This is a genomic window from Pseudaquabacterium rugosum (assembly GCF_038066575.1).
In the GTDB taxonomy this organism is placed as follows: domain Bacteria; phylum Pseudomonadota; class Gammaproteobacteria; order Burkholderiales; family Burkholderiaceae_C; genus Pseudaquabacterium; species Pseudaquabacterium rugosum.
This window is the reverse complement of the sequence record NZ_JBBUTF010000021.1, coordinates 84,432-95,978: the sequence shown is the minus strand read 5'-3', so window position 1 is coordinate 95,978 and position 11,547 is coordinate 84,432. Positions and strand designations below refer to the sequence as shown.

General features: G+C 71.0%; 10 protein-coding genes and 1 pseudogene. All 11 read right to left on the bottom strand.

Translation table 11 applies throughout. The features are described from left to right. A pseudogene (locus tag AACH11_RS20175) lies at positions 1-119 on the bottom strand (IS5/IS1182 family transposase); the annotation flags it as partial. Positions 120-212: 93 nt separating this feature from the next. Then, positions 213-548 carry a nucleotidyltransferase family protein gene (locus AACH11_RS20170; protein WP_341376070.1) on the bottom strand — a complete coding sequence of 112 codons (336 nt, stop codon included), beginning with the start codon at positions 546-548 and terminating at the stop codon, positions 213-215. Next, the gene (locus tag AACH11_RS20165) at positions 535-966 is read right to left on the bottom strand and encodes a nucleotidyltransferase substrate binding protein (protein ID WP_341376069.1); all 432 of its coding nucleotides are present in this window, start codon (positions 964-966) and stop codon (positions 535-537) included. Before AACH11_RS20165 ends, AACH11_RS20170 begins: the two co-directional genes overlap by 14 nt. Positions 967-977: 11 nt before the next feature. After that, the gene (locus AACH11_RS20160) at positions 978-2,540 is read right to left on the bottom strand and encodes a class I SAM-dependent DNA methyltransferase (RefSeq protein ID WP_341376068.1); all 1,563 of its coding nucleotides are present in this window, start codon (positions 2,538-2,540) and stop codon (positions 978-980) included. Positions 2,541-2,935: 395 nt separating this feature from the next. Beyond that, positions 2,936-4,912, bottom strand: coding sequence for a potassium transporter Kup (locus tag AACH11_RS20155; protein ID WP_341376067.1), 1,977 nt, complete (start codon positions 4,910-4,912; stop codon positions 2,936-2,938). Between the two features lie 80 nt (positions 4,913-4,992). Then, positions 4,993-5,700 carry a response regulator gene (locus AACH11_RS20150; protein WP_341376066.1) on the bottom strand — a complete coding sequence of 236 codons (708 nt, stop codon included), beginning with the start codon at positions 5,698-5,700 and terminating at the stop codon, positions 4,993-4,995. Further along, a complete protein-coding gene (locus AACH11_RS20145; protein ID WP_341376065.1) occupies positions 5,697-7,337 on the bottom strand; it encodes an ATP-binding protein in 1,641 nt (546 codons plus the stop codon). Before AACH11_RS20145 ends, AACH11_RS20150 begins: the two co-directional genes overlap by 4 nt. A 151-nt stretch (positions 7,338-7,488) precedes the next feature. Continuing rightward, the gene (gene fghA, locus AACH11_RS20140) at positions 7,489-8,352 is read right to left on the bottom strand and encodes an S-formylglutathione hydrolase (RefSeq protein ID WP_341376064.1); all 864 of its coding nucleotides are present in this window, start codon (positions 8,350-8,352) and stop codon (positions 7,489-7,491) included. A 16-nt stretch (positions 8,353-8,368) separates the two neighbouring features. Beyond that, positions 8,369-9,487, bottom strand: coding sequence for an S-(hydroxymethyl)glutathione dehydrogenase/class III alcohol dehydrogenase (locus AACH11_RS20135; RefSeq protein ID WP_341376063.1), 1,119 nt, complete (start codon positions 9,485-9,487; stop codon positions 8,369-8,371). Positions 9,488-9,594: 107 nt separating this feature from the next. After that, a complete protein-coding gene (locus tag AACH11_RS20130; protein WP_341376062.1) occupies positions 9,595-10,473 on the bottom strand; it encodes a sugar phosphate isomerase/epimerase family protein in 879 nt (292 codons plus the stop codon). Between the two features lie 286 nt (positions 10,474-10,759). Continuing rightward, on the bottom strand, positions 10,760-11,545 hold the full coding sequence (locus AACH11_RS20125; RefSeq protein ID WP_341376061.1) for a glucose 1-dehydrogenase: 786 nt from the start codon (positions 11,543-11,545) through the stop codon (positions 10,760-10,762). Positions 11,546-11,547: the final 2 nt, after the last annotated feature.

The window sequence follows — 11,547 nt, the reverse complement described above, 5'->3', positions numbered from 1 at the left end:
AGCAGCTCGGGCAGCATCGGCGCGTCGCCAATCGCATTGCTCGTCACTTCAACTGCGCGGATCTCCAGCGTCTGCGCGTCGATGCCCAGGTGCACCTTGCGCCACTCGCGGCGGTATTCCTTCGGCTGTTGCCGGTGGAGTCCTATGGTCGCAATCAATCAACGCAACACCGGCCGCCTTGAGGGTTAGTCGACGCCATCCCACTTCAGACCTCATACCCCACCCCCCACCTGCACCACCACATACCCGCGTTCAATTTCGGCGTGAAAACTCGCCGGCAGGCGCGGCCACAGGTGCACCTCCACCAGCATGGGCAGGGTGCTGTCTTGCAGGGCTTCCTTCAGTTCAAACCAGCCTTCGGCATCGCGCTTCAGGTCTGGCGGGTGGCGCAGCACCAGGTCCAGGTCGCTGCCCTCGTGGGCGCTGCCCTGGACACGGCTGCCGTAGGCCCACACCTCAGCCCGTGGCACATGCCGGGCCAGCAGTGTTTGCAGTTGCGCCAGGTGCTGCGGTGAAAGCAGCAGCTGGGCCAGGTCACGCTGCGGCATCAAACACCTCTTGCAGCTTGACGGCCAGCGCCCGCACGTCCTGCAGGTAGCCGGGCAGCAAGGTCAGCGTTTCGTTGGCAAAGCCTTCACCGTAGTCGTGCGCGGTGCTGTTGCGGTTGGCACGGTAGCTGAGCCACCGGGTCACGGCCTGTTCGTCAAAGATGGCGTGCTTGCCGGCGTGGCGCAACACATCGTTGAAGACCAGCCCATCGACCGCACGCGGTGTGCCGCCATAGGCTTTGAGTGCCTTGCGCAAGAGCTTGCCCGCGGTCTCCAGCGACAGCTCGAAGCTCTTGATGGCGGCGTTGCGGTACAGGTCAAACATGACCGCTTCGGACGCAGGCGTTCGCCCCAGTGCCAGCAGGGCTTGCTCCAGCGTGGCCGCGGTGCGCAGCAGGTGTTCTACGTTGAGTGCCATGGGTGTGCTCCTTACAGCCTGTAGCCCAGTGTGCCCAGTTGGGTGCGGATCCGCGCATCCAGCTCCGTGCCCTTGGCCATCTGCTCGCTCAAGCGTTCGGTGAGCTTGCGCATCTTCTCGGCAAAGGCCTCGTCGTCGTCTTCGACCTCTTCGGCGCCCACGTAGCGGCCCGGGGTCAGCACATGGCCGTGCTGTGCGATCTCGGCCAGGGGCACGCTGCGGCAAAAGCCCGGCACGTCTTCATAGCGGGTGATGCTGGCGCCAGCCTCCACCTCGCCCCGCCAGGCAGCCACGGTCTCGGCAATCCGGGCAATGGCCGCATCGTCCAGCTCGGCCTGCACGCGTGAAATCATCTTGCCGAGCTTGCGGGCGTCGATGAACAACACCTCACCCTTGCGCTGCTTCTGCTTGGCCAGGAACCACAGGCAGGCCGGGATCTGGGTGTTGAAGAACAACTGCCCCGGCAGGGCCACCATCACCTCCACCACGTCGGCATCCACCATGGCGGCGCGGATCACGCCTTCGTTGTTCTGGCTGGAGCTCATCGAGCCATTGGCCAGCACGATGCCGGCGCGGCCCGTGGGTTTGAGGTGGTGCAGCATGTGCTGCAGCCAGGCGTAGTTGGCGTTGCCCTGCGGTGGGTCGCCGTAGTGCCAGCGGGCATCGCCGGTCAGGCTGGCGTGCCACCAGTCGCTGATGTTGAACGGCGGGTTGGCCAGGATGTAGTCGGCCCGCAGATCAGGGTGCTGGTTGCGGGTGAAGGTGTCGCCGGGCTCGCGGCCCAGGTTGAAGTCGATGCCGCGGATGGCCAGGTTCATGGCCGCCAGGCGCCAGGTGGTGGGGTTGGCCTCCTGCCCGTAGATGGACACGTCGCCCACCTGGCCGCCGTGGGCCTCGATGAAGCGCTCGCTCTGCACGAACATGCCGCCCGAGCCGCAGCACGGGTCGTACACCTTGCCCTGGTGCGGGGCCAGCACGGCCACCAGCGTCTTGACGATGCTGGCGGGCGTGTAGAACTGCCCGCCCCGCTTGCCCTCGGCGCTGGCGAACATGCCGAGGAAGTATTCGTAGACTTGGCCCAGCACGTCGCGGGCGGTGCTGGCGGTCTCACCGAAGCCGATGGTCGAGATCAGGTCGACCAGCTCGCCCAGCTTGCCGTCGGGGAGCTGCGCTCGGGCATAACGCTTGTCGAGAATGCCCTTGAGCTTGGGGTTCTCGGTTTCGATCAGGCCCAGGGCCTCGTCGATGAACTTGCCGATGGTGTTCTGCTTGGCGGCGGCGCGGATGGCCTCCCAGCGCGCGGCCTCGGGCACCCAGAACACGTTGGCCGAGGTGTAGTAGTCGCGGTCTTCGAGTTCGGCGGCGATGTCATCGTCGGTGGCGTCGCCGTAGAAATACTCGTCATCAGGGTCACGCAGGCGCGCGGCCAGCTCGGCGCTGCGGGCGGTGAAGGTGTCCGAGATGTACTTGATGAAGATGAGGCCGAGCACCAGGTGCTTGTATTCGGCCGCGTCCATGTTGGCGCGCAGCTTGTCGGCGGTGGCCCAGAGGGTCTTCTTGATGTCGTCGAGCATGTGTCCCGGGTGCTGGCGGTGTCTTTGACCAAACCCGTGGATCTTAGAGGGGCCGACCGCCCTTGCCGTCCTGCCGGGGCCCTGCGCTTCGGTGCCGGGGGCGGATGGATGGGACGTGAGCGGGGCCGGTGCAGGGGCGCGGCGTCCGTGCGCCGAGGCACGGCTCGTCACCCGCCCATAAAAGAAGCCCCGGGACCGACCGCAGTCGGGCCCGGGGCCCAAGTCCTTGCCGACCGGGGAGGACGGTCGGCTTCACACGCACACAGCAGGACGAGGTGGATCTTGGCACCGCCGCATCGCGCCAAGATTTGGCGAAGGTGAAGCCGGGCTTGGGTGGTGATGAAGCCTGCGGCTCGACCCGCGACGGGCTGACCGGGCCGGGCTCGACATCTCCTTCAGACCTGAACCCGCGTGCCCAGCTCCACCACCGCGTTGTCGGGCAGGCGGAAGTGCTCGACCACGCGGCCGGCGTTGCGGCTGAGCGTGGCGAACAGCGCGCCGCGCCAGCGGCCGAGGCCGTCGCTCGTCTGCGGCGTCAGCGTGTGGTCGCGTGCGCCCGGCACCACCGTCTCGCGGCTCAGGAAGTAGCTGGTCTCGAAGGCCGGCACCGGCAGGCCGTAGGCGGCGCATCCTGCGAGCGCCTGTGGCACGTCAGGTGTTTCCATGAAGCCGAAGCGCAGGGTCACGCGCCAGAAGCCGCGACCCAGGGCCTGCACCAGCACGCGGTCGGCCGGCGCCACCCATGGCTGTTCGGCGAAGTGCACGGTGACGATCACGTTGGTGGTGTGCAGCACCTGGTTGTGCTTGAGGTTGTGCAGCAGCGCCTGCGGCACGGTGTGCGGGTCGGCCACCGGGTAGACGGCGGTGCGCGTGGGCCGGTGCAGGCCGTCGGTCACCAGATCGTCGACGAAGGGACGCAGGGGCAGCCCGTCACGCTGCTGCACCTGCAGCAGACGGCGGCGGCCGGCCGCCCAGGTCAGCATCACGGTGAACAGCAGCAGGCCGAGGGCCAGCGGGAACCAGCCGCCGTCGAGCAGCTTGACCGCGCAGCCGGCCACCAGCAGCGCGTCGAGCGCGAGGAAGGCGGCCGCACCCGGCAGCACCACCGCCCACGGCAGGCCCCAGCACTGGCGGGCGACGACGGCGGTCAGCAGCGTGGTGATCAGCATGGTCAGCGTCACCGCGATGCCGTAGGCCGCGGCCAGCGCCTCCGAACTTCCGAAATGCAGCACCGCGGCCACCACGGCCAGCAGCAGCGCGGCGTTGACGGCCGGCACGTAGATCTGTCCGGCCTCGGCTGCCGAGGTGTGGCGGATCGCCATGCGTGGCAGGTAGCCGAGCTGGATGGCCTGGCGCGTCATCGAGTAGGCGCCCGAGATCACCGCCTGTGAGGCGATGATGGCCGCCAGCGTGGCCAGCACCACCGCAGGCAGCAGCCCGGCCTCGGGAAACAGGCGGAAGAAGGGGTTCTCCAGCGCGGCCGGGTCGCCCATCAGCAGCGCGCCCTGGCCCATGTAGTTGAGCGCCAGCGACGGCAGCACCAGGCCGCTCCAGGCCAGGCGGATCGGCTTGCGGCCGAAGTGGCCCATGTCGGCGTACAGCGCCTCGGCGCCGGTCAGTGCCAGCACCACGGCGCCCACCGTCAGCAGCAGCTGCGGGCCGCGTTCCGTCATGAACTGCACCGCATGCCAGGGGTTGAGGGCCGCCAGGATGGCCGGTTGCTGCACGATGTGGTGCACGCCCACGGCGCCCAGGACGACGAACCACAGCACGATGACCGGACCGAAGAAGCGGCCGACCACCGCCGTGCCGAGCCGCTGCACCGCGAACAGCCCCAGCAGCACCGTCACGCTGCCGGGCACCACCCAGGGCGCCAGATCCGGCGAGATCACCTGCAGGCCCTCCATCGCACCCAGCACCGAGACGGCGGGCGTGATCACGCTGTCGCCGTAGAACAGCGTGGCGCCGAACACACCCAGCAGCAGCAGCAAGGCGCGCAGCCGCGGGCGGCCCGTGACGGCGGCGGCGGCGAGGGCCGTCAACGCCAGGCCGCCGCCCTCGCCGCGGTTGTCGGCGCGCAGGATCAGGACGACGTACTTCAGCGTCACCACCAGCATCAGCGCCCACAGGATGGTGGAGATCGCGCCGATCAGGTGCTCGGGCGTCAGCGTCAGGCCACTCTCGGGCCGGAACACCGTCTTGACGGTGTACAGCGGGCTGGTGCCGATGTCGCCGTAGACCACACCGATGGCGCCCAGTGTCAGGGCGGCCAGCCCCTGCCGTCGGCTGCCGTGGGTGTTCGCGGCGGCGCCGGCAGGCACCAGGCCTGCGGCGGACGTGGCCGCGGATTGCGGGGCGGGAGAGGAGACCATCGAAGGCACCGGCTGTTGCGATGGCCGCAGCATGGTCCTGCGGGTGTAGGGATCGCATAAGGATCCGCCGCCATGGGGTGTCACTGACCCTCGGCCAGCCGGTAGCCGACACCCGTTTCGGTCAGCAGCAGCTGGGGATCGGCCGGATCGGTCTCCAGCTTGGCGCGCAGTTGAGCCATGTACAGGCGCAGGTAGTGGGTGTCGTGCACGTGTTCGGCGCCCCAGACCTGGCTCAGCAGCTGCCGGTGGGTCAGCACCTGGCCGGCGCTGCGCACCAGCAGGGCCAGCAGCGCGTATTCCTTGGGCGTCAGGTGGAGGGGCTGGCCGTCGCGCAGCACGCCGCGTCGTTGCAGGTCCACCTCGATGCCGTCGCGCCGCCAGTGCGTCTGTGCGGCCGTCACGCTGCGTCCGCGGTGGCGCAGGGCCACGCGCATGCGCGCCAGCAGCTCGCCGGCGCTGAAGGGCTTGACGAGGTAGTCGTCGGCGCCAGCATCCAGCAGCGTGATCTTCTGGCCGTCGTCCTGCCGGGCCGAGATCACGATCACCGGCCAGCTCACCTGCCGGCGCACGCGGTGCAGCACGTCGGCGCCGTCGCCGTCGGGCAGCCCCAGGTCCAGCAGCACGAGGTCGAATGGCTGTTGCGGCAGGGCCTGGCCGATCTGCGCCAGTGCATCGGCCAGGCTCGCGGCCGTGGCCACGACATAACCTTCGACCGTCAGCACGTCGCGCAGGGTCTGGCGCAGCTCGGTGTCGTCCTCGACCAGCAGGACGCGCAGTCCGGGTGTCATGTGGCGGCCTCCTCGTCCCCCGCGATGGTCGGCGGGGATGGCTGCACCGGCAGCAGCAGCTCGGCGCTGGTGCCACCGTGGCCACGGGCGCGCAGCCGCAGCGTGCTGCCGTGGGCCCGGGCCACGGCCTGGGCCAGCGCCAGACCGAGCCCGGCGCCGCGCACGCCGGCGCGGCGCGCGTCGGGCCCGCGCTCGAAGGGCTGCAGCAGGCGTGCACGCTCGCCGGCCGGGATGCCCGGTCCGCGGTCGCGCACGGCGATCAGCACCTGCTCGCCCTGCCGGCGGCACAGCAGCTCCACCGGCGCTTCGGGCGGGCTGTACTTGAGGGCGTTGTCGATCAGGTTCTCCATCAGCTGCACCAGCAGCACGCCGTCGCAGCGCATCAGCGGCAGCGGTCCGGCCAGCCGGGCGTGCACGCGGCGGGCCGGGTCGCGCGTGCGCACCCGCCGCAGCACGGCGCCGGTCAGCTCCTCCAGGGATTCCCAGTCGCGGGTCAGGGCGGCGCCGGCCACGGCGGCATCGGCGGTGCCATCGAGCCGGGTCAGCTGCAGCGCGTTGTCGGTCAGGCGCGCCAGCTGGCCTGCCTCGTCGACGATGGTCTCGGCCAGGCGCTGACGTTGCGTCGGGCTCAGCCGCTCGCCCTGGGTGGCGAGTGATGAGGCCGCGCTGACGATGGTGGCCAGCGGTGTGCGGTGATCGTGGGCGACGGCCGCCAGCCAGGTGCCGCGCAGCGCGTGTGCCTCGGCCTGGCGTCGGGCCTGACGTGCAGCCTCGGCGGCCTGCAGCCGCTCCAGCGCCTCGCCCGCCAGATCGCACAGGGCTTCGGCCTGCTCGCGGCGCGCGCGCCACGCTGCGGGCTCGGTGGCGCCCGGATCGGGCCGCCGGATGCCTGCGGGTCGCCGCAGCAGCACGGCGGCGTTCACGCTCTGCGGCCCGCGTACCGGGAGGTAGAGGTCGTGCTGGGTCTCGTAGCGCCCGGTGCCCGGGCCCAGGGCCTGGCCTTGACGGATGCACAGGGCCAAGCCGCTGCGCTGGTCCGGCGAGAGGTCGGCCAGCAGGGGGGCGGCAGCGGGGCCGGGGGCCAGGTCGTCCGTGAGCCACGCCGCCGGCACCACGACCGGCCCGGTGTCGGCGGGCCGGTCTGGGGCTGCGGAGCGCAGTGCGGCCGTCAGGGCCGCGCACACGGCGGGCGTGTCCTCGGCCTCGCGCAGCGCGGCCGACAGGCGGTAGAGCTGCCGCACCTGTGCCGCGTGCAGCCTCAGGCGGGATGTCAGGCGGCGCTGCCGCGCCACGCCCCAGGCGGCGCCGAGGCTGACGGCCAGCATGACGGCGAGCAGCACCGCATCCCGCCCGAGGCTGACCTGCAGACTGCCGCGCGGCGGTACGAAGGTCCAGTTGAAGGCGGCCACCGCCGCGGCGCAGGCCATGGCCGCCGCCCAGCCCGGCCACCACAGGCTGGCGAGGGCGCCGGCCAGCACCAGAGGCAGGGCCTGGCTGCCCAGATCGGCCTGGCCGTCGAGCACCGAGGCCGCCGACGCACCGGCGATCCAGGCCAGCGCCCCGCGCGTCCAGTCCCCGGCGCTCGTCCGGTCGGCCGGCGCCAGCTCTGGCAGGGGCGGCGTCGGCGCCGGGGCCACGGGAGGCGGGGCGCGCGGGCCTGTGGGGCGGGGCGTGTTCGGGTCGGTTGTCACGGTACGGGCGGATCGACGCAGGCGATCGCCTGGGCCTGAACGGCCCGGCCAGGTGCCTGTCGCAGGTCGGCCGGGCCGCGTCGATCGACAGCGCCGCTCAGCCCACCAGGGCCGCAGCATGGTGCCGCAGGTGGTCGTCGATGACGCTGGCGATGAAGTAGTAGCCGTGGTCGTAGCCGGCGTGCCGGCGCAGCGTCAGCGGCTGGCCGACCTGGGCGCAGGCGGCCTCGAAGGCCTCGGGGTGCAGCTGCTCGGCCAGGAACTTGTCGGCCAGGCCCTGGTCGACGAGGATGCCGCCGGGGTAGGGCGCGGTCTGCTGCGCGGCCATCAGCGCGCTGGCGTCGTGGGCCGCCCAGGCGGCCGTGTCGGCGCCGAGGTAGCCGGTGAAGGCCTTGTGGCCCCAGGGGCAGCGGGTGGGCGCGCAGATCGGCGCGAAGGCCGACACACTGGCAAAGCGGCCGGGATGGCGCAGCGCCAGCGTCAGGGCGCCGTGGCCGCCCATCGAGTGGCCGGTCAGGCCCAGGCGCTGGCCGTCGAGGTCGAAGGTTGTGCACACGCCGTCGATCAGCTCGCGCAGCAGGTAGCTCTCCATGCGCCAGTGGCCGGCCCAGGGCGCCTGGGTGGCGTCCAGGTAGAAGCCGGCGCCGACGCCGAAGTCCCAGGACTCGGCCTCGCCGGCCACGCCGGCGCCGCGCGGGCTGGTGTCGGGCATCAGCAGGGCCAGGCCCAGCTCGGCGGCCAGGCGCTGGGCGCCAGCCTTCATCGTCGCCGTCTCCTCGGTGCAGGTCAGGCCCGCGAGGTACGTCAGCAGCGGCACGCGGGCGCCGGCGCGGGCCTGCGGCGGCAGGAACAGCGCGAAGCGCATCGGCAGGCCGATCTCGCGCGAGGCGTGCTTGTAGAAGCGCTGCACGCCGCCGAAGCAGGCGTGCTCGCTGATCAGTTCGAGTTCGTCGAGGGCCATGGTGCGCCGCCCTGCCTCAGAACTCGACGACCGCGCGGATCGACTCGCCGCGCTTCATCAGCGCGAAGCCCTCGTTGATGTCGGCCAGCTTGAGCTTGTGGGTGATCAGGTCGTCGATGTTGATCTTGCCCTCCATGTACCAGTCGACGATCTTGGGCACGTCGGTGCGGCCGCGGGCGCCGCCGAAGGCCGAGCCTTCCCACTTGCGGCCGGTCACCAGCTGGAAGGGGCGGGTGGAGATCTCGGCACCGGCCTCGGCCACGCCGATGATGATGCTGCGGCCCCAGCCCTTGTGCGTGCACTCCAGCGCCTGGCGCATGACCTTGGTGTTGCCGATGCACTCGAAGCTGTAGTCGGCGCCGCCGTCGGTCAGCTGCTGAACAGCGTCGACGATGTTGCCGCCGGCGGCCTCGATGTCCTTGGGATTCAGGAAGTGCGTCATGCCGAACTGGCGGGCCATCGCCTCGCGGCCGGGGTTCAGGTCGACGCCGATGATCTTGTCGGCGCCCACCATCTTGGCGCCCTGGATCACGTTCAGGCCGATGCCGCCGAGGCCGAAGACGACGACGTTGGCGCCGGCCTCCACCTTGGCGGTGAACAGCACCGCGCCCAGGCCGGTGGTCACGCCGCAGCCGATGTAGCAGACCTTGTCGAAGGGCGCGTCGGACCGGATCTTGGCCAGCGCGATCTCGGGCACCACCGTGTGGTTGGCGAAGGTGCTGGTGCCCATGTAGTGGAAGATGGGCTTGCCGTCGATCGAGAAGCGGCTGGTGGCATCGGGCATCAGGCCCTTGCCCTGCGTGCCGCGGATCAGCTGGCAGAGGTTGGTCTTGCGGCTCAGGCAGAACTTGCACTGCCGGCATTCCGGCGTGTAGAGCGGGATGACGTGGTCGCCCTTCTTCAGGCTGGTCACGCCCGGGCCCACGTCCACCACCACGCCGGCGCCCTCATGGCCGAGGATGGAGGGGAAGATGCCCTCGGGGTCCGCGCCGCTGAGGGTGTAGTAGTCGGTGTGGCAGATGCCGGTGGCCTTGATCTCGACCAGCACCTCGCCGTGGCGCGGGCCGTCCAGGTCGACGGTCTCGATGGTCAGGGGTTGGCCGGCCTTCCAGGCCACGGCTGCTTGGGTCTTCATGTCGGAGGGGTGTGCAGGGTTGAGGGAACAGGACCTTGGGGAGGCCGGTGCCGGAATATAGGCGGCCTGAGCGGCCCGAGTGCCCGGGCGGACCCGCCCGCCGGGCTTCAGCCGGCTGAGGCGGACGGGTCAGCCGGTGCGCAGACCTCCGCCCACAGCTCGCGGGCGATCTGGCGCAGGATCAGCGCGTCCTGCCAGCGGTCGCTCAGGTCGTTGCCGTCGGGCCCGACGATGGCATAGGGCTTGGGGCCCAACTCGCAGACGAAGGCGAGCGTGTCGTCGGCCCCGGCGCGTTGCCGCCAGGACTGGAAGCCGCGCCGCCACCAGAGCTTGAACAGCTCCACCCACGGTTGGTGGCAGGCGAAGGACACCTCCACCTGCACCTGCTCGCGGCTGGCCACGCGACCGTGGAAGGCCCAGCAGTTGTCCAGGATGCGCTGCATGTAGGCATGGTTCTCGTCGGAGACCGGCCAGGCGAACTCACGCCCGACGAGGAAGTGCGACAGGTCGCCCAGCAGGCGCAGATCGGGAAAGCAGTCCAGCAGGTCCAGCGTCGCGTACAGGTCGGTCGTCAGCCGGTCCCGGTGGGTCTCGATCAGCACCTCGACCGGCGCCTGCGCGGCCAGGCGGCGCCAGCCGTCGACCAGGCGCACGGCCTCCTTCAGGTCGCGCGGGCGCACGTCGGGCTGCACGTCCAGGTGGTGCACACGGTGGCGGACGGCCAGCTCCAGCGCGGGCGCCAGCTCGTCCACCGTCTTCGGAAAGCACTGCATCTCCAGCGCCAGACCGAGCGCGTGCGCCTGCGTGGCCACGCGTGCGGCATGGGCCTGGCCGGCCGGCGTGTGCGGCGCGGAGACGGAGAAGCTCAGGCCGTCGTAGCCGGCGGCGTGCACGCGCTGCAGGTTCTCCTCCAGCGTGGGCTCGTGGCCGTCGGTGTGGCGGCGCTCCAGCGCCCAGAGGGATTGGAAGACGAGCAGGCGTTGCATGGGCGCAGGCGGGGGCAGGGGCGGGGGCGACGGCCGCCGGGACGGCGGCGGTGCGCAGGGCCTGCAGCCTAGCCGCGCCGGACCCTGTTCCGGGGGCGGCCCGGGGCGGGGCGTGTCAAACGATGTCAGGGTGTGTCAGTCGCGGCGGGGTGGGATGAGACGAATGCGGCAGGGGGCGTGAAAGGACATGGGCCGGCGCTGCTCGGCGGGTGCCGCCCCCTTGCGGGCCCGCCGCATGCCGGATGGGCACGCCCCTGCGGCGGGCGACCATGCCGCCCGATCGCCGTCAGGACATGAACATCCCGCCGTCGACGTTGATCGTCTGCCCGGTGATGTAGGCCGCATCCTCGCTGGCCAGGAAGGTGACGAGGCCGGCCACGTCCTCGCCGGTGCCGGCTCGGCCCATCGGGATGCCCTTGACCCACTCGGCCATCAGCTCGCCCGGTTGATAGTCGCCCAGCAGCTTGCCCCAGGCCGCGTCGTTGTAGGCCCACATGTCGGTGGTGATGATGCCGGGGCAGAAAGCGTTGACGGTGATGCCGGTGGGCGCCAGTTCCTTGGCCAGGCTCTGCGTGATGCCGACCACGCCGAACTTGCTGGCCGCGTAGTGCGGCGTGTAGATGAAGCCCTGGCGGGCCTGGCCGCTGGCGGTGTTGATCAGCCGGCCCCGCTTGCCGGCGGCACGCATGCGCACGGCCGCCTCCTGGCAGCACAGGAACACGCCCTTGGTGTTCACCGCCATGATCTTGTCCCAATCGGCCTCGGTGAGCTCCTCCAGCCGGGCGACGGTGATGACGCCGGCGTTCTGCACCGAGATGTCGACCTCGCCCAGTTCGGCCGCCACCCGGGCGTACAGCGCCTTCACCTCAGCGGCCGAGGTCACGTCCAGCTGCACGCCGATGGCCTGCGCACCCTCGGCGCGCAGCGCCGCCGCGGCCTCGTGCACCAGCGGCTCGTTGGCCGCCACGCAGACCTTGGCCCCCTCCCGCGCAAAGCGTTGCGCGATCCCCAGGCCGATGCCACGGCTGCCGCCGGTGATGACGACGACCTTGCCTTCGAAACGAGGATTCATGT